We start from the raw sequence: 20,261 nt of genomic DNA, 5'->3' as shown, positions 1-20,261 counted from the left end.
TTTAAAATCTCAAATTCGCCGCAGGAACATTAATAGGGAAAGAAAACAAACTTGAGTCTAATTTTAAGAAGGGGGTGGGTTTACCCCACCCTAACTGCAAAGGAGCATTGAGAACTGGATTAATTAGACAAGAAAGTTACTAGCATTTAAGCGAGAGGCGTTGACGTTTTCTAACACAACAAATTTATCAAAGCCGCCAGCTTTAGTTTTACCATCCATATCTAATTTGACAACGGTATCGCTACCAACTTGCTGGAATTGGAGGAAATCAGCGAATTTATTTTGGCTTTGGTAAGCTGAACTCGCCATAATTTGGCGCAAGTCAATCTTATCTTGACTGACGTTAAAATCTGTGATGGTATCGCCTTTTTCTCCTAAGCTTTTATAAGCGAAGGTATCTAATCCTGCACCACCAGTGAGTTTATCTATGCCTAAACCACCAATTAGGCGATCGTTACCACCACCACCATTGATGATATCGTTACCTTTACCGCCCCAAATCCTGTCATTACCAGAACTACCAGTTAGGACATCGTTACCGTTTCCGCCTCTAATTTCCCTCGCAAATACATTATTGGTTGGGGGTGTATTGATTGGGGGTGTGGGTGGAGTACCGGAATTAGATCCAGAATTGGGAATGTTAGTGGTGGGATCGAGATCGTCACTACCAAAGTTTTGTACCCAATATCTTTTATCCTCGCCTACACCGAGTTGAGTGTACCTGGGATTGAGGATATTAGCGCGGTGTCCGGGACTATCCATCCAGGCTTTGACGACTGCTTCGGGTGTTGGTTGTCCGAAAGCGATATTTTCTCCCATTGTTTGAGCTTGAAAGCCAACTGCTTTCATTCTTTCCCAAGGTGTGGAACCATCGGGGCCTGTGTGACTAAAGTAATTTTTCGCTGACATCAACTCTGCATATTTGTCAGCTGCATAGTTGAGTTCTCTATTGGCTTTGAATGGTGAAAGACCGTTCTCAATTCGGATATCATTGGTTAGTTTGAGAACTTGTTCTTCAAAGGTCAATGTAGCCATCTCAAAAATCCTCATAACGATTTGTTCGCATGAACTCCACAGCAAAACGAATTCTGCTGTAACTTTTGGTAGAGCAAACCTGAGGAGGTGTCAATTAGGTATCAATTCAGGTCGTGAGAGTATTGTGAAAATCTTGGATCGGAAACTTCAAAGTTACCGATGGGAGGGTTGTTTTTCTGTTGCGACTTCCATAATTCGAGGTCTGTGAGTAGATTTGAGCGCTAGTGATTTAATTCAGACCCGTAGGGTAAATGGAAAATGATGTAAGCAGTAATACATCCGTCGCTTTCCCTCAGGATAAAAGACACTTGAGCGCGATCGCTCCTTGCCTTGTGCCGGACGATAAACTGTCACATTGCGTAGAAATAAAATTTTATACTTAAAAATTTAATCTGTATTGATGGCTGAAATATTGATTTTTCCCAAAAAAAATTTAGCTTTACGAAAAGGCAGAGGGCAGAAGAAAAGAGGTTTTAGTTACGTTATATACTTTGAGTTATTTCCACTGTTCTACTTAGTTTTGAAACTACAACATTCTCGGTATGTAAAGTGTATTAGTTTACTAAAAATTTAATAAAATTTCAGTGTAGTTAATCTAACCTTGTTAAAAATTACGCTGATAACGATATATAATGTGAAGTTTTAGCTAAGGTGGCTACAATCAAGATAAAAATTTCATCAAGAATTTTGGAAAAAGTTCCGGATGTCATCAAAATTTCTTGCACAGAGAAAGAAGATACCCATTAACTATTGGTATCTTTCAATACTCTCAGGCGAGAGATGATACAGATTTCTGCCCCAAATTTAGAGTGCTGAACGTGCTAGTCGGGAATTATGACGACACAAAAATTACAACTGGGTAACGAAAATCTCCAGACAGAACAATTACTGTCTTTGTTAAATCGTTATCAACTGTTACCACAGGTATTACGTGCCAAAGTGATAGACGAAGCGATCGCATCTTTTTCTTGTACTGAAGCAGAATCTCAAGAAGCGATCGCCAATTTTCGGGAATATCACCAACTTACCTCACCAGAGAAAGAACAAGCATGGTTGCAAAAAAACCTTGTAACTCCACCAATTATGAGGGAGTTGGCGATTCGTCCCCGATTAATCCAAAAATTCCAACTTGCAATCTGGGGTAACAAACTGGAGTCTTATTTCTTGCAGCGTAAAGCAGATTTAGACCGGGTAACATATTCCATGATTCGTACTCAAGATGAAGGTCTAGCCCAAGAGTTATATTTTCGGATTGTTGAGGGAGAACATTCTTTTGCAACTATAGCTCAACAATATTCTCAAGGCTCGGAAGCTCAAACCGGGGGATTAATTGGGCCAGTTCCCTTATCGCAACCGCACCCAACAATTCAGCAAATTCTTTCTGTCAGTCAACCCGGTCAAATCTGGAAACCTCATCTGATAGCGGATTGGTATGTGATTATTCGCTTAGAGCAATTTACACCAATTGAGTTCAATGAAAATACGCAGCAATATCTACTAAACGAACTGTTTGAAGCTTGGATCGAAGAAGAAATTAAAACTCGCCTAGAATCTGCTAACTATTGTGTGGAGTATCTTTTGGCATGACGCCAATTATCACCCAGACCGAAATTGTTGAATTTCTCAGCGCAACTCCCCCATTTAATACACTGGGATTTGATACCGTAAAAACCGTAGCCGATCGCTGTCAATTGTTGCAATATCGCCCCGGACAATGGATGCTGGTAAAAGATAGAATGCCAGCACAAGTCATGGTGATTTATCAAGGACAAGCGCGGGTATTGGCTGAGGAGCGGTGGACTAACTCGCAAGTTAGTTTAACAGTTCTCGAACCAGGAGAGTTTGTGGGATGGTTAGGCTTGGTGCGGGGGGAAAGTTGCGAAGCTGTCATGGCTTCAACGGAAGTAATTGCTATTACTCTCGAAGCGGGAGAATTTCAGCGTTTGCTGGAGCGAGAACCAGAATTTGCGGTATCTGTGCGATCGCGATCGCATATTAGCGAAGTTTTTGAACTCCTCAGTCAAGAAATCCAGCGTCACGCTGATGCAACTACCGATATTAAAGATTTAGCTCGGCAAGTTTGGCAAGATACACAGGTAATTAATTTACCGCCTGGTTCCGTAAATTCCCAGGATTTTGATGAGGAGCGTTTATGGTTAGTCAGTGCAGGTAGCATTGAGGGTATTGGGGGGAGCGATCGCTTACCTTTGAGCGACAAGCCACAAACTTGGCAAAACTCCACCCCAGTGCGCTTATTGGGGATTCCCTGGAATTATCCGCCAGAACATATCGCTAGTATCAAAATTGCCCCGGCTCCCGAATATCCACCCGATCCGATAGCGGAAAATCTCGCCCCAGCACAAACTATTTTTGTAGCAGGGAAAGGTAAAATTGATACCCCCTTAGCCTGTTTTCAGATGTTGCATCAGATATTGGGGGGTACTTTTCGCCGCGATTTAATTCGCAAAGTTGTCACCAATCAACTAAAAGCCAATAACCAGATTACCTTACAAGTAGCTGGTGCAGTGGTAGAAATGATGGGTTTGCAAGCCCATTTAGTGAAAGTTCCAGTTCATGTGATGAACCGCTTGAATGCGCCAGCTATCATTTATTGGCAAGAAAATCTCGCGCTGCTGTACAAAATTACTGAGCGAGAAATTGTAGTTGCTGCGCCGGAAATAGGGGTAAATTGCTATCATCCGGCAGAATTTGCTCAAATTTGGGGAGAATCAGGACAAGTATTAACGGTAGAAACAACAGAAAGCGATCGCCCTGAGAAATTCAGTCTGCGTTGGTTTATCCCTTCTATCTTGAAATTTCGTCTGGTACTGTTTGAAGTTCTGGTAGCTTCGTTTTTTGTGCAGATATTTGGCTTGGCAAATCCTATTGTTACCCAAATCATCATCGATACTGTCTTAATTCAAAAAAGCCTCGACACTCTCGATATTTTAGGGATTTTCCTGTTAGTAATTGGTGTATTTGAGGCGGCTTTGACGAGTTTGCGGATTTATTTATTTGCGGATACCACCAACCGTATTGATATCCGCTTAGGTTCAGAAGTGATTGAACATTTACTGCGCCTACCTCTGAGTTATTTTGAACGTCGTCGGGTGGGTGAGTTAGCGGGAAGAATTAACGAATTAGAGAATATTCGCCAATTTCTCACGGGAACAGCATTAACAGTAGTTCTTGATGCGATATTTTCGGTAATTTATATCGGTATTATGCTGTTTTACAGTTGGATGCTTACTCTGGTGGCTTTAGCGACTGTACCATTATTTGCCATTCTCACCACCTTTGTAGTACCGATTGTGCAGCAACAGTTACGCAAAAAAGCCGAACGCTATGCGGATACCCAATCTTATTTAGTGGAGATACTCACCGGCATTCAAACAGTTAAAGCTCAGAATATTGAATTAAAATCTCGTTGGCAATGGCGCGATCGCTATACTCGTTACATCAGCGCCGGCTTTAAAAATGTCCTCACCTCTAGCACAGCTAACTCTATTAGCGGATTTTTAAATCAATTTTCCAGCTTTGTCTTGTTGTGGGCAGGTGCGCATTTAGTCATATCCAATCAACTGAGTTTAGGACAGTTAATCGCCTTCCGGATTATCGCAGGTTATGTCACCAGTCCCCTACTGCGGTTAATTCAACTTTCCCAAAGCTTCCAAGAAGTCGCCTTATCCATTGAACGGCTTGGTGATATTTTAGACTCCGAACCCGAAGTCAAAGCCAGCGATCGCCAAAATATTCAACTCCCAGAAATTGCTGGTGCAATTAAATACAATGGCGTTTCCTTTGGTTTTCACCCCGAAGATAGCTTAAAACTGATCAATATCAATTTAGAAATTCCTCCTGGCACCTTTGTTGGTATAGTTGGACAAAGCGGTTCCGGGAAAAGTACCTTGACAAAATTATTACCCCGATTATACGAACCTGTCGCCGGACAAATTCAAATTGATGGTTATGATATAAGGAAAGTAGAGTTAAACTCCTTGCGTCGCCAAATCGGTATAGTGCTACAAGATACCCTTTTGTTTGAAGGCACAATTCAAGATAATATAGCCTTGATTCGACCAGAAGCAACTACCGAAGAAATCATCGCCGCCGCCAAAACTGCTGCTGCACATGATTTCATCATGGCACTACCGGATGGCTACAACACCATAGTTGGAGAAAGAGGTTCCGCCCTTTCTGGGGGACAACGCCAACGGATTGCGATCGCGCGTACCGTTTTACAAAATCCCCGACTACTGATTCTTGATGAAGCCACCAGTGCTTTAGATTACGAATCAGAACAACAAGTCTGTCGGAATTTAATGGAATTTTTTCAGGGTAGCACCGTTTTATTTATTACCCACAGACTAAACACGGTAAAAAACGCCGATACAATCATCATCATGGATCGGGGTGTAATTGCGGAGCAAGGAACACACGCTCAACTGATGACGATGCGAGGGCGATATTACTGCCTGTTTCAACAACAAGAATCGCAATTATGAGGAGACAAGGGGACAAGGGGGACAAGGGGGACAAGGAGGACAAGGAGGTTAGAAATGGATAATCTATTTATTGCGATTGTGAATCAGGTGTAGTAGTCTACTGAAAACTTGGTTATGTGTTATGTATAGTTCTCGCCCTTGTTATATCTCAACAAGAATGGCAGTTATGAAGGAATAAGGGAAGGAGGAATGAGGTTAGAAATGGATGATCCATTTATTGGGATTGTTAATCATGTGTACTAGTCCACTTAAAACTTGGTTATATGTTCTGTATAGTTCTCGTCCTTGTTCTACTTCTAAATAACCACATTTGACGGCAAACTTTATCCACACTTGAGTTTCACTAGCCTCAGCCTCGCAATCATTTAATTTAGCTATGAACGCAGCTTTATATCTACGTTTTCTCCAAGCTTCTGCTAAATTGGCACATACAGAACGTGATGAACGGCGCATTTGGTCTATCAACGCATATCTTTCTTCTACAGGAAACCTTTTTGACAGTTCAAAGATTGTCATAGCTGTATTAAATGCCAAATTAAATATTGCTAAATCTTCATGGCTTTTAAATGATTCCTTCACTGCCTAACCCCCGTATCCTTTACGTCATTTTCAATACCATTTTCACCCATTTTTCCCTAACCCACCAGTCCCCCTTCCGTTATCCTCCTGTCCTCCTTGTCCTCCTTGTCCCCCTTGTCCTCCTTCCCTTGTCCCTTCTGTTCCCTACTATTAGATCGAGAAAACCACCATGCCAGATTTATCTTTGCTGCTAGCTTGCACACAATGTTCCGATGTTCCAGCAAAACTTACTCAGCACTGTCAAGATATTCGGATTAATGAGACTACTCCAGCAAAATCTGATATGAGTGATTGTGTTAGCGAACCAGAAAGCATGGAGTTAGCTTTTTCACCACCTGTTAATCAGGAAACGAGTCCCAAGAAACCGCAGGAAGTAGAGCAAAAAAATTTACAAAAACAACAATTACTAACAGAAAATAACAATTATCATAATAATTATGCCGAAGCTGTAGAATATCGTCCCGTAAATATGGAAATGCTCCTATCTACGGGCGGTTTTTTATGTTTGTTTGCGATTGGCGGCATATTTTTAGTTTGGAAACGCTTTCCCGAAGCCCAGCGTCAATGGCAACTTATGTTACAAGGTGATGCGGGTATTTTCGGTTCTGGATTACCGATACCGAAAGACAAGGAAGCAAAAAAAGAAGAATTCGATCAGCCTGTCATCCTCCAACAATCTCGCGCTTGGTCTCATGCTATTGTGTGGAGCATAGTTGGAGTCAGTACTTTTGCTGTCGTTTGGGCTTCTACTGCTAAAATTGATGAATCTGTTCCCGTACAGGGGAAACTCGAACCTAAAGGTTTTGTCAAAGACATTCAAGCGCCAGTAGGGGGAGTCATTGACAAAATCCACGTTCAAGAAGGACAAAGAGTCAAAAAAGGCGATTTATTAGTTAGCTTCGATCGCACTACAACGCAGGCGAAATTAAAATCCCTGGAAGCAGTTCGCGCCAGTTTGTTAGCAGAAAATCAATTTTATCAATCGCAGATGCGATCGCCTACCGCTAATTCTAGTACGGCGCAATTGAAAGAATTACCGGAATTAGCAGCGCTAACAGAAAATCGTGCGGCATTAATTCAAGAAAATCAACTTTTCCGCGCCGAATTAAACGAAGGTTCAGGAATTCGCGATTTAAACCCCCGTTACCGCCAACGTTTACTGACTAGACAATTAGAAAGAGAGACGCGGATTGAGTCGGTACGCTTGGATCGAGAACAGTTAACTCGTCAGTTAAATCAAATTCAAGTCCAACTGATTAACGCGAGAGGTAGCCTGAGAACTAATTCAGAAATTGCCCATAACCTGGAAAGTTTAGTCGAAAAAGGCGCATTTGCCCGTTTACCTTATCTAGAAAAACGCCAAGCCGCAGATGCTAGCCAAGCCGAAGTCAATCGCCTTGTACAAGAACAAGAACGGTTAAAATTAGCGATCGCTCAAGGACAAAAGAAACTCGAAAATGCGATCGCCCTTTCCAAAGAAGATTTACTCAGCAGAATCGCCGACAACGAAAAACGCATCGCTGATATAGATAGTCAACTTACCAAAGTAATCATTGAAAATCAGAAAAAAGTCCAAGAAATTAACAGCGAACTCAGCGAACTTCAGTTAAACATGAAATATCAAGAACTGCGCGCCGCCGATGATGGGATTGTTTTTGATTTAAAACCCCGTAGTTCTGGATATGTTTATAACAGCAGCGAAACCATTTTAAAAATTGTCCCGCCAGACAATCTAGTCGCCCAAGTTTATATCACCAATAATGATATCGGTTTTGTCAAAGCCGGAATGCCTGTTGATGTGAGAATTGACTCCTTCCCTTACACCGAATTTAGTGATATTAAAGGGCAATTAGTCAGGATTGGTTCCGATGCTTTACCCCCCGATCAAACCCATCCTTATTATCGTTTCTCTGCCGAAATTCGTTTAGATAAACAATCATTGAATGTGAACGGTACAGAAGTGCCTTTGCAATCAGGTATGTCTTTAAATGCCAATATTAACCTGCGCAAGCGGACTGTCATGAGCATTTTTACAGACAAGTTTTTAGGCAAAGTTGAAAGTTTGAAATATACACGTTAGTTGTTTACCAGAGAAGATTTTTGTAGGGGCACAGTATTGCACATTGGTGTCAACTTACAGCAGTTTTCACCTATTTGAACCACATCTATAGTAGGGGCACGGCACCGATAATCTTTTGATACATACAATAATTTTACTGATGCCGTGCCCCTACAGCGTGGTCTATTTACCTGAAAATAGCTGTAAGCTATAAATAGCCTCTCGAATAGCTTTGTCACCCGCCTTGGAATGAATTCCAAGGCTAATAGTTCAAGTCTACTGAAGTAGACTAGGGATTTGTGAGAATTTTTAGTCATCTTCAGATGACTTTTGCTATGAGACTAGGAATTCATTCCTAGTCGGGCTATAGGGTTCACGTTAAGTTGACACCAATGGGCAATGCCATGCCCTCTAGAATATATTGATGTACCGCAAACCCTATTTAAATAGGTATCAACAAACATCAAATATGATTGCTACAGAATTGCTAAATTACCAAGATATTAGCATGAGTCATCGCTAACCCAGTATTGAGAGTAGCTATGCGAACTTGTGCTACTCCTCCCAAACCATCTTGGTCAAAGAAAAGTGCGCCATTGGTATTGTTATAAATAAATCGATGGCTAGTAGTGGTGGCGGCTGTGCCAATAACAAACTGTGTAGCGGCTATTGTACCAATAATTAACCCACCACCAAAACCCACAGCAGAAACAGCGATCGCATCATCAACAACGCTGAAATCGGTAATTCTGTCAATACCTTCACTGCGAGAATTGAAAGTAAACGTATCTGCACCACTACCACCAGCGAGGGTATCGTTGCCAGTACCGCCAATCAGGATATCATCACCACTATTACCAATGAGGTTATCATTACCAGCGTTACCAATTAGGCGATCGTTCCCAGCTTTACCAATTAGCTGATCGTTCCCAGCGCCACCATCAATAGTATCATTGCCTTCACTGCCATAAAGGAAATCATTACCTGTACTGCCAACTAAATTAACAGTATTAGCAATCTCAATAATACCTTTGCGGTTAGCATGTTGAACATCATGGTTCCAGCCAGCGCTTGTCAAATAAACGAAATCCCGAATATGGTCAGCACTTGGCAAATTAGGTAGCCAATTTTGATAAGCACTTTGTTCGCCAAACCAGGTAAATGTTCCTTCTTTAGCAGCATCCGAAAGACCAATCCAGGGAGTTTGACTAGCATACTTTCCAGCCAAAAAAGTTTGTTCTGCGGCATCATTAATAGTAACGAGACTACTACCAAAACTTTGGGCTTGTACTTGCGCTTGACCCCAACTACCCGCTTTTGATAACAAATAGGTCTTACCACCAAAAATAGCAGCGTCGCTCGATTCATAAATAGTGGCGATCGCTTGATTGTCTCCTAAAATAGCATTGGTAGGCGCACTCAGATTGACAAAAAAGCTTTCTTGTGTAATTGTGTCAGCATCCTTGAGGATAGTTACACTAATTGTCTGTACGCTCTGACCTGGGGCAAAGGTCAGCGTTCCACTAGTAGCTTTGTATTCACTGTTTGCGATCGCTGTATTATTAGACGTACTGTATTTCACAGTTGCAGTACCACTGCTGTTACCATAGCGCCGCACAATAAAAACAGCTTCTTTCGTGCCATTGCTAGCTTCAACAATACTTAAATCTTCAATCACTAAAATTGGCTTAGTGGGGTTTTTAATTTCAATAATGCCCTGGCGATTAGCATGTTGAACATCATGATTCCAGCCAGTATTTGTCAAATAAGCGAAGTCCCGAATATGGTCAGCACTTGGTAAATTTGGTAGCCAATTTTGATAAGCACTTTGTTCCCCAAACCAGGTAAATGTCCCTTCTTTACCTGCATCAGAAAGACCAATCCACGGTTCTTTAATGGCAAATAAACCTGCTAAGAAAGTTTGTTCTTTGGCATCATTAATTGTGACAAGATTACCTTGAAAGCTTTGAGCCTCCACTTGCGCTTGACCCCAACTACCCGAGGAACTCAGGAGATATATACTATTGCCAAAGGTGTAAATTGTTTTGGCAGTCATATCTGGAATGGGAACAGATAAAGCAGTAGGAATCTCAATAATACCTTTGCGAGTAGCATGTTGAACATCATGATTCCAGCCAGCATTTGTCAAATAAACAAAGTCCCGAATATGGTCAGCGCTTGGCAAATTTGGCAGCCAATTTTGATAAGCACTTTGTTCATCAAACCAAGTAAATGTCTCTTCTTTACCTGCATCAGCAAGACCAATCCACGGTTCTTGAATGGCAAATAAGCCAGCCAAGAAAGTTTGTTCTTTGGCATCATTAATAGTCACAAGATTACCACCAAAACTTTGGGCTTCTACTTGCGCTTGACCCCAACTACCTGCTTTTGATAATAAATAAGTGCGTCCGCCAAAACTGAATGCGTTGCTGAATTCAGTAATTGTGCCTGTAGCTTGATTGTCTGCTAAAACCGCATTGGTTGCCGAACTCAAATTCACAAAAAATTGTTTACCACTGATTGCTTCACCATCATTACGAATAGTGACATTAATCAGTTTTTCTTTTTCTCCAGGATTAAAAGTCAGAGTGCCACTGGTATGTATGTAACTGGTTCCAGCTAAGGCAGTATTAGGGGCTGTCGCATAGTTTACTGTAATCGGCTGACTACTACTACCAAAGACTTTCACCTTAAATTGCGCTTGTTTCGTACCACTTGCAGGCTCAATAATTCCCAAATCTTCAATTACCAAAATCGGGGTAGCAGGGTTTTTAATTTCAATAATGCCCTGGCGATTAGCATGTTGAACATCATGATTCCAGCCAGCATTTGTCAAATAAGCGAAGTCCCGGATATGGTCAATTGCGGGCAAATTTGGTAGCCAATTTTGATAGGCACTTTGTTCCCCAAACCAGGTAAATATTCCTTCTTGGCTAGCATCAGAAAGACCAATCCACGGTTCTTTAATGGCAAATAAACCTGCTAAGAAAGTTTGTTCTTTGGCATCATTAATTGTGACAAGATTACCTTGAAAGCTTTGAGCCTCCACTTGCGCTTGACCCCAACTACCCGAGGAACTCAGGAGATATATACTATTGCCAAAGGTGTAAATTGTTTTGGCAGTCATATCTGGAATGGGAACAGATAAAGCAGTAGGAATCTCAATAATACCTTTGCGAGTAGCATGTTGAACATCATGATTCCAGCCAGCATTTGTCAAATAAACAAAGTCCCGAATATGGTCAGCGCTTGGCAAATTTGGCAGCCAATTTTGATAAGCACTTTGTTCATCAAACCAAGTAAATGTCTCTTCTTTACCTGCATCAGCAAGACCAATCCACGGTTCTTGAATGGCAAATAAGCCAGCCAAGAAAGTTTGTTCTTTGGCATCATTAATAGTCACAAGATTACCACCAAAACTTTGGGCTTCTACTTGCGCTTGACCCCAACTACCTGCTTTTGATAATAAATAAGTGCGTCCGCCAAAACTGAATGCGTTGCTGAATTCAGTAATTGTGCCTGTAGCTTGATTGTCTGCTAAAACCGCATTGGTTGCCGAACTCAAATTCACAAAAAATTGTTTACCACTGATTGCTTCACCATCATTACGAATAGTGACATTAATCAGTTTTTCTTTTTCTCCAGGATTAAAAGTCAGAGTGCCACTGGTATGTATGTAACTGGTTCCAGCTAAGGCAGTATTAGGGGCTGTCGCATAGTTTACTGTAATCGGCTGACTACTACTACCAAAGACTTTCACCTTAAATTGCGCTTGTTTCGTACCACTTGCAGGCTCAATAATTCCCAAATCTTCAATTACCAAAATCGGGGTAGCAGGGTTTTTAATTTCAATAATGCCCTGGCGATTAGCATGTTGAACATCATGATTCCAGCCAGTATTTGTCAAATAAGCGAAGTCCCGGATATGGTCAATTGCGGGCAAATTTGGTAGCCAATTTTGATAGGCACTTTGTTCCCCAAACCAGGTAAATATTCCTTCTTGGCTAGCATCAGAAAGACCAATCCACGGTTCTTTAATGGCAAATAAACCTGCTAAAAAAGTTTGTTCTTTGGCATCATTAATAGTCACAAGATTACCGCCAAAACTGAGTGCTTCTGCTTGGACAACACTCCAAGCACCTGGGGCGGATAGGAAATAAATGCTATCGCCAAATGTGAAGAGTTGTTTAGTTGTGAAATCTGGCATATCTCAATCCTCGATAGATGAACAAGGGGTATCTATCACTGGATTCTGCTTGATACAAGCAAACACTAATTGAATAAGTGATTTCTCCCCCCTATCTCTGTATCGGGTGAGGTAGGAAAAATCATGCATCCTGACAAAATAATTTTTCAGTGAGCCTATTTTTAGCTATTGTAGGGGCACTGGCACTGCCATGCCCCGAAGCGCGTACCTCATTTACCTGAAATATGCTGTAAATGTAGTAAATGTAGGTTGGGTTGAACAGAGTGAAACCCAACAATACCAAAATTTTCGGGTGTTGGGTTTCTTAGCGTTAAGTTAACACCAATGAACAATGCTGTACCCTAAGTGTTGCGTTCATCAGCGAAAAATATTTAACAAGCGATTAATGGCATTCGTTCCTTCATTAATAGTACCTGTGGTTTGATTAATTACATTAATACCTTGGTTGACATCAGCTAAAACATTATTAACATCATCAATGACATCACGACTATCGGGTTGTGCTGAAGGCGTATAGGCTACAGCCGTATTTGGTGCCTTTTGAGAATCTAATTTTAAGGCTAAATCTAATTTTTGTTGAGCAGCCAAAGTTAAAAAAGTATTGATAGGAATTGCATAATTAAACCCAGGCTTAATTAAACTAGCAATGTTTTGCGCAGTATCGGGACTTAGTTGTCCTTGTCTAGTTAATAAATCGGGGTCTTCTGTATCTCCTAATCCGTGAATCCCCACTACACGACCGCCACCATCAAATACCGGGCCTCCACTCATTCCCTTACGAGTAACATTAGTGTAAATCATTTGGTAGCCTTCTATGGGTTGGTCTAATGTTCCTGATATTTGTCCAGATGTAAATTGACGGACTAATTGTTTAGTGCTTCCAGGCGCAGGCCATCCAGAAATAAACACTGAGTTACCAACAACAGCTTGTTGAGAATTCGCAATTTTTGCTACTTTATAGTTTTGATTGCTACTAAACTGTACAACAGCCATATCAACATTTGGTAAGCGGGTAATCTTAGTTAATTGATAGGCTTTTTTATCAGCAGTGACAACTTTGTAATTATCCCGTTGGGCAACAACATGATAAGCAGTCAACACATGATAAGTATTATTTTCTTGAGAAATAATTACTCCCGAACCATGTCCTTGTTCTCCTTTAATTAAAACTGTAACTTCACGAGCTATATTATTAATTTCTTCTCCAGTCATTGCGAAAGCGGCTACTGGCTGCATAATTACAATAGCGCTAACAACAGTTGTACCAGCTAAAATAGCTGCAAGATTATCTTGATATTTCATGATTTTTCCTCTAAGAAGTCTAAATTTTCAACATTCAATTAATGAAAAGATAGTTAACAAAATATTAACCATCATTTATGAACACTCTTGACTAATAATTGACTTTGGTGCCATTTTCAAAAAAGTTTCGATGGGCACAGCCCAACTCAGTGCGCTCATTTGTTCTTGTAGAGATTTACTAGGGATTTCCTGATTGTGAAATATATAGGGATTACCCCACAATGGATAGGCATGTATAGCATTAATCGCTATCACTTGACCTTGACGATTTAACACTGGGCCGCCACTCATACCTTTTTGAATTTCATTGCTATATCCAATTTGCAACCCTCCTTTTAGCGGTTGGTTTAACAAGAGTTTGATTCTACCTGTAGTGAATAAAAAATTTGGTGATTCTAAAGGAAAACCAGCCGCAAATACTTCATTGTCTACTGATAATTTTCCCGACTTGTGCAATGAGGCTACTTGATAGTTTTTAGTTTGGCTGCGAAATCTTAATAAGGCTAAATCCTGCCCAGAAAATTTAGCAGCTTCTATCACAACAGCATGATAAATCTGACTATCAGGCGTTTGAATGCGATATGGTTTTCCTTGTCCTGCGATTAATACATGGTCGTTAGTTAAAACTGTATAATCTTGTCCTTGCTTATGAATTAAAATTCCCGAACCCCAAGCATCTCCTGAAAAAACTTTAACGGTAATTGATTTAGCATGTTTATGCAATTGCACTGTTGATAGTTCTGGTGCGATGCAGGAATTAGCTACTGTTAAAGTCGTGTTTTCAGGTAATATCTGCTCAGGGAAGGTAGCTAAGTAAAAGTTCAGACAGATTGTCAGTATTAACAAACTTTTCTTCATCTCTCATCAAGTGTTGGTATTTACAGAACTACCAAACTCTTTCGGGAGATATAACTTCAGGTTGAGTGCTAGGGGTAGGATCGGATGTTGATTCTTCTGGGGTAATATTCAACAACTGATTAACATCAATATAATTAGTATCAGTTGGAGTATTCCTTGACGAACCAAAACTTTCATAGACAACAGTATTACTTTTACCTTCACTAATATCAAATAATTGTTGTAAGACACGGCTAGCATTTGCACCTGGTTTGAGAGTAAATAACAAACCTTGACAACCACCACCTTTGGCGCTGCTGACACAAACTACAGATTGGCGATTCATGATACCTGTGGTGATGTAATTTAACATCCCATTATTTTTATAGGTTTGAAACCTTCTAGAGACTTCTTCACAACGTTGTTCTGGAGTATAACCAGCTGCTGCAAAATCCCAGGACTTCCAACGAATTACCGGGACATTACGAGATTTAGTCTGTGCATAAGTAGTGAGTACTCCTTGCGAATTGCGATCGCAAAAGAAGGTAGTACTTTGAGCTAAACTTGGTTGATGGCAACTCAAAACAGCCGCTAAACTCGTAAATACAGCCAAACTCAAGGCTTTGGCGCTGGATTGTACAGTTGTATTCATATCCTGGCTTAATAACGCTACTAATCCTTTATCGGGTTAACTTTGAAAAACCATGCATTGAAAATTTAAACCTACCAAAGCCTGTCTGGGTTTTCATCTTGGGGATTTACCTCTTGATTGGTTTGGGGAAACTCCTGAAAGTTGTTGTACATTGGCGAAGTTTCCGAGGTTTGGGGAATATTGGAACTGGTATCAGTGGGTATATTTGGCACTTCGCTAGGAGATGAGGAGTCAGGTAGCGGTGTGGTGGGTGTAGGAATTGGTGATGTATTTATATTTGGCGCACAATCTCCACTTTGCGCTTGCACAACCGCGCATATACCACGTTTTAATATTTCATCTAATAACCCTCTTATCTCTATTGCTTGGCTTTTTTGGGGAATATTTAAGATGCCGACAATACATAATAAAGTGGTGATTATTTTTGTTTTATTCATCATGGCTTTTTATGAAAAAAATGATGCTTAAGATGATTTTGATGAGATAAATTCCCGACTTGTTGAAAAAATCGGGAATTTATATTTTCACTTAGTCACACATCAAATAAAATGACTATTAACCGATGGGGATGACGAAAGAGCGAGAGCAACCTCCAGCGACAGGATTAACAAATAACAAACTAACTTTGTCTTTGAATACTTCTGTAGGTACTTCATAACGTAATGTAAAACCACCTTCATGATTGGTTTGTGTCTGAGTTAAAATTCTTTGCTCAGTTCTTTTACGAAACTCATGATAATAGGTTTCTTGAACTAATACAGGAGTATTTGCAACTGGATGTCCATTTTGGGTAACGTGGAAACGAACAGCAATATTTGTACCACGAGAATATGCAGATTGACCGGGTTGAACATTTAAAGTACATCTGCTAGTTTGAGCCATTGCGGGATTAATTGAGAGTTGATTAATCAGACCGGCAACAGGTAAAGCCATTAAGGTAGTTAAGGCAATAGAAGCTGAACGACGAATCATTTTTAAAGTCCTTTGTTGTAAGTTAAGAGAGTTTTTATCCCTTCATTAACTTAATCGGGTCAGGTGAGATTTTCCATGCAGGTAAATTGAAATTTTGTTTTTAATAAAATCTATGGTTACTATTGTAATTTTCAAAAAAAATAGGTAGGCAATACCCATCCTAATATGCTTTAGTTTAAAGTAGCAGAAATGTATAATAGCAATTTAAATAGTATTGGCGACACATCAATATATTCTAGAGGGCATGGCATTGCCATGCCCCTACCATTCTTTTTGTAATGGCTATAAATATATAGATATAGTTTTTTGAAAATAAGTAAATCGGTAATGGCACCAAACTATTTTACTAAACGTAAATAGACTTGAAACCCTTACCAATGACAAATGACAAATACTTCGGCTTCTCTTCGAGACGCTACGCGAACGCTCAGTACAAGTGACAAATGACAGCCTTTTCCAGCTATCTTGAATTGCACTATTTTAGGGATAATTATCTGCCAAATGCGCCTATGCCGTAGTAACAATAATTTGCTCTACATGTTGCCATAGTGACTTTAATTTGAAATTGACCACTCCAACGAGGCCGGACTCTGACAGCTGGGTAATCATCGTCGCCAGTGTCAGAATCGATGAGGTTTCCATCTTCATCATAAAGTCGCAAATCTATATCTCGACAATCTTGATCGCATACTCCAACGATCGCATAATCGACGCCTCGACGCAGATTTAGAGTTATATAATCACCTTGATTGCTACTGAGTTGATCGACAAAAGGATCGTGTGTAAGTTCGTAATTACCGCCCAAGTTTAAACTCACAGCCGCACGGATGAGTTGATCGCGGACGCTATTTAGCCAATACTCATGGTTAGCAAGTGCGATCGCTGGCGTAAAAACCATAGCAGTAGACACTAACCCCATTATCCAGTATTTTGAGCCTAAAATCGCCTGATTAACCTTATTTGTATAAATCATCGTTTCCTTTATGGTGTTTTTTACCAAAAACCAGGGTCTAAAGCCCCGTCCTTTAAGGACGGCTTGTTGATAGAATTGTGGAAACAGGCAGGGCATTGTCTGTCGGGCGAGATAGTGTAAGACGGGCTATGCCTGCAACTGTTGTTTAAACCCAGAATCCCCACGCCTTTAGGCTGGGGAGTATGTCAATTCTGTATCTATATCGGGATAAATACAGATTTCCATGCACACACACTTCCAGGAAAAAAACCCATATCCGTAGGATTCTGCTGGCGAATCAGGGGTAAGACCCCTCGCTTGTCCCGAAATTCCGCCGTCACCCTCAAGGGTGCGGCTAATCGTACAAAGCCCACGAAGGTGGGCTTCGTAGCGTGAGCCAGTGGCTTCCAGCCTGCGGGCGATGTGTCGGATAAGCGAGAGAACAGTTTATATCAAGTGTTGAGGGGTAAAACCCACCATTCGCCAGCAGTATCCCGTAGGGGCGGGGTTTCCCCGCCCTTCTTCCGTAATGACAAATGACCAATGACCAATGACAAATTACAACCAATTACCCACAAGAACATAAGGTGCCCATTGGAATGGAGAACTTTCTAATTCCGCAAAAACGCTAAGTTGAGCGCGTCGCAATGCTTCAGCTTTACTTACGCCTGTTTTTAATTGCTTATAAAATTCACGCATAATTTTTTTCGCTGATGGATCGTCTGCTACCCAAAGAGATGCTAAAGTACTACGTGCCCCAGATTTAACTGCAACCCCGGCTAACCCTAAAGCAGCTTGTTTATCACCTTTAGCAGTTTTGCAAGCACTCAAAACCAGTAATTCTATACTCTCTGGTTTGGTATTATCTCTAGTTCTCAATAAATTATCTAGTTCATTAACTTTCAATAACTTATCCCAGGTGAGAATGTAAGTTTCTTCAGAATTAGAACTAAACTGTCCGTGGGTAGCTAGATGCACTACTGAAAAAGGATCGGATTTTACCTTTGTTTCTAAGTTAGTTTTAGTAAAACTTGCATTATAAAGTTCTTGGTTTTGCGCAAGTTCGCTGCGAATTTCCGCGATTTCATTTTTAACATTTGGCAGCGACATAAAAGTTTTACCAGCTACTTTGATTTCTTCACTAACTCCGCCAATTAAGGCATTTAATTTCACCTTTTTTAATGGCTTGGGTTCAACTAGCTGTAAACTGGGAGCCAAAGCTATAGCATAATTTTGAATTAAATATTTTTGCTGCTCTCTATCGTACAAAATCGACATTGGGATATTTCGCAAAGCACCATCTAAGACAAATACTAAGGTTTTGATTTGATTAGTTTCTAACTCGGCTTTAGCAGGTCGAATTAACCAATCATAAATCTGTTCGGATAATTCTTTAACTTCATATTTGCGATTATCTATCGCTAAATTCCCTCTTAGCTGGCTAATGGTTTCTTCTACTTGAATTTTAGAGATATTAGTTGTGTAATATTTGATTTTTTCTTGAGATAATTTAACAATCGTTTCCACGCGATCGCCTAAAATAATGGGATAGATAATGGCGGTAGCTGGCTCATCGTCAGCTAATTTATCAATTGGTGTAATCGGGCGTAAACAAGATGTACGTAAAAAGTTATCAATTTCAGCAACTTGCAAAGATTCTATGACTTGGCGGGCACGGTTTAAATTATCTGCTTGAGAATTTTTTTCCTGCAAGAGTAAGTCAACAAAATCTCGATACACAGGTTCTATATTCTCGCGAAATGAAAACTGAGTACTTTGATTCATCGCGATTAAATCAGTACGCAGTGATTGTAAAATCTCCCATGATTTCTCATATAATTTCATGGCAGTTTCTCTATTTTCACTTTTGATATAATTTCCTAGATGCCATAACCATTGATAGGTAATATCTGGTGCATTAATACTTTGGGCGATTGATAATGCTTGCTGAGTGAGTTTTTTAGCTTGTGTTAAATTTCCGGTTTTTTGGTATGTAACTCCTAAAGTACCTAGCGCGTAAGATTCGCCGCGCTTATCTTTGAGGTTTTGTGCTTCTTTAATTGCTTGTTGTAAGATTTCAATAGCAGATGGAAAAGTTGAGGGTTCATGGTCGCCATATTTAATTAAACTTTGAGCAAAGTTAATCTTGGCGTATACAGATGTTCGGCTAACTGGTAACTCTGCAAGCTGAGATTTAATTTGTGGTAATAATTGCGCTACTTGCTGCCAATCTTTTTCATCTATCAGCAGACTGATTAAATTTAATTGGGCGTTAATTCTAGTAGTTGGGGTTGCTGATGGGTTGATAGCTTGTTGATAAGATGTAATTGCTTTTTCTGTAAAGCTTTTGATGCTATTTTTAATTTCTTTATTTTCTAAATTAATTTGGTTATCTCTTTGATTGCGGTATGTATTACCTTGGCTGAGGCGAATATCACTAATAATTTGTGCTGATTTGATGCGTTCTGCAACTTGCAAAGCATCTGTTAAAATTTGTTCGGATTGTTGAAAATTACCCACTAGGCGGCGAATATTTCCTAAGTTGAGTAATCCGGCAGCTTTTACGGGAGAATCGGGTAATTTATTCAGGCTGGCTGCAACGGCAATTAAGGTTTTATCTGCTTGCAAATATAAACCTAAATTTTGCATTGCTTGGGCTTGATTAATTTGATTGCGAATTAAGGATTCTTCATCTTTTAATTGTTGATAAATCTTGGCTGCGCCTTGCCAATTATTTAAGGCTGCTTCTGGATTTCCTTGAGATAATTGTAGCCGTCCTTGAATATCTAAAGCTTGAGCGAGGATTTGTGAACTTTCAGGGGTGGAAAGTTTTGCTAGTAAATCTAGGCTTTGAGTAATGGCTGTTTCTGCTTCTTGCCACTGTCCTAATTGTTGGTAGGCTAAGGATAGGTTACTCAATGTCATGGCTGCATTGAGTTTATTTCCTTGGCGATTAAATGTAGCTAATGTCTGTTTTAAAATGTCTATGGCTTCGGCATATTTTCCGGCTTGGTAGAGGATTTGGGCTGGGGTTTGTTGGGGTGGATTAATGGCGAAGCTGGGGGAGAGGAAGATACAGAGTGATGCTGTTAATAGGGTGAGGAGGAGATGTTTGAGTATTTTCATTGTGGAGTTGGGGAGGGGTGTTTTAAACGCAGAGG

Annotated in this window: 13 protein-coding genes; 3 read left to right on the top strand and 10 right to left on the bottom strand. The window is 40.3% G+C overall.

The genetic code is table 11. The features are described 5' to 3' along the window. Positions 1-123: 123 nt before the first annotated feature. Positions 124-1,035: a CAP domain-containing protein gene (locus H6G08_RS38315; protein WP_190548227.1), complete on the bottom strand. Its 912-nt coding sequence runs from the start codon at positions 1,033-1,035 to the stop codon at positions 124-126. Between the two features lie 834 nt (positions 1,036-1,869). Between H6G08_RS38315 and H6G08_RS25800 the strand changes: the two genes are divergently transcribed. Both H6G08_RS25800 and H6G08_RS25795 read left to right on the top strand, forming a co-directional pair. Next, positions 1,870-2,622: a peptidylprolyl isomerase gene (locus H6G08_RS25800; protein WP_190548225.1), complete on the top strand. Its 753-nt coding sequence runs from the start codon at positions 1,870-1,872 to the stop codon at positions 2,620-2,622. Beyond that, complete coding sequence (locus tag H6G08_RS25795; RefSeq protein ID WP_190548223.1) at positions 2,619-5,540, top strand: peptidase domain-containing ABC transporter; 2,922 nt, start codon at positions 2,619-2,621, stop codon at positions 5,538-5,540. The genes H6G08_RS25800 and H6G08_RS25795 overlap by 4 nt, the downstream gene beginning before the upstream one ends. Before the next feature lie 195 nt (positions 5,541-5,735). Here the strand turns inward: H6G08_RS25795 and H6G08_RS25790 are convergent, their stop codons facing one another. After that, positions 5,736-6,119, bottom strand: coding sequence for a four helix bundle protein (locus H6G08_RS25790; RefSeq protein ID WP_096646768.1), 384 nt, complete (start codon positions 6,117-6,119; stop codon positions 5,736-5,738). 169 nt (positions 6,120-6,288) lie between these two features. On the opposite strand from H6G08_RS25790, the gene H6G08_RS25785 reads away from it, so the two are divergent. Continuing rightward, the gene (locus H6G08_RS25785; RefSeq protein WP_190548221.1) at positions 6,289-8,199 is read left to right on the top strand and encodes a beta-barrel domain-containing protein; all 1,911 of its coding nucleotides are present in this window, start codon (positions 6,289-6,291) and stop codon (positions 8,197-8,199) included. A gap of 466 nt (positions 8,200-8,665) precedes the next feature. Here H6G08_RS25785 and H6G08_RS25780 read toward each other — a convergent pair whose 3' ends face one another. From H6G08_RS25780 to H6G08_RS25745, 8 genes are all read right to left on the bottom strand, one after another. Then, on the bottom strand, positions 8,666-12,385 hold the full coding sequence (locus H6G08_RS25780) for a lectin-like protein (protein ID WP_190548219.1): 3,720 nt from the start codon (positions 12,383-12,385) through the stop codon (positions 8,666-8,668). Between the two features lie 357 nt (positions 12,386-12,742). Beyond that, the gene (locus H6G08_RS25775) at positions 12,743-13,687 is read right to left on the bottom strand and encodes a S1 family peptidase (RefSeq protein ID WP_190548217.1); all 945 of its coding nucleotides are present in this window, start codon (positions 13,685-13,687) and stop codon (positions 12,743-12,745) included. 75 nt (positions 13,688-13,762) lie between these two features. Beyond that, positions 13,763-14,545, bottom strand: coding sequence for a S1 family peptidase (locus tag H6G08_RS25770; RefSeq protein ID WP_190548215.1), 783 nt, complete (start codon positions 14,543-14,545; stop codon positions 13,763-13,765). Positions 14,546-14,573: 28 nt separating this feature from the next. After that, the gene (locus H6G08_RS25765) at positions 14,574-15,176 is read right to left on the bottom strand and encodes a COP23 domain-containing protein (protein WP_190548213.1); all 603 of its coding nucleotides are present in this window, start codon (positions 15,174-15,176) and stop codon (positions 14,574-14,576) included. Between the two features lie 71 nt (positions 15,177-15,247). Then, positions 15,248-15,616, bottom strand: coding sequence for a hypothetical protein (locus H6G08_RS25760; protein WP_190548211.1), 369 nt, complete (start codon positions 15,614-15,616; stop codon positions 15,248-15,250). Positions 15,617-15,731: 115 nt separating this feature from the next. Further along, positions 15,732-16,148 (bottom strand): hypothetical protein, encoded by a 417-nt coding sequence (locus tag H6G08_RS25755; RefSeq protein ID WP_190548209.1) that lies wholly within the window; start codon positions 16,146-16,148, stop codon positions 15,732-15,734. Positions 16,149-16,638: 490 nt separating this feature from the next. Then, a complete protein-coding gene (locus tag H6G08_RS25750; RefSeq protein WP_199322745.1) occupies positions 16,639-17,121 on the bottom strand; it encodes a hypothetical protein in 483 nt (160 codons plus the stop codon). A 537-nt stretch (positions 17,122-17,658) separates the two neighbouring features. Continuing rightward, positions 17,659-20,226: a CHAT domain-containing protein gene (locus H6G08_RS25745; RefSeq protein WP_190548207.1), complete on the bottom strand. Its 2,568-nt coding sequence runs from the start codon at positions 20,224-20,226 to the stop codon at positions 17,659-17,661. Positions 20,227-20,261 lie beyond the last annotated feature (35 nt).

This window comes from Calothrix anomala FACHB-343 (assembly GCF_014696435.1).
GTDB classification, from domain to species: Bacteria; Cyanobacteriota; Cyanobacteriia; order Cyanobacteriales; family Nostocaceae; genus Aulosira; species Aulosira anomala_A.
This window is presented reverse-complemented; position numbering and strand designations above follow the sequence as displayed.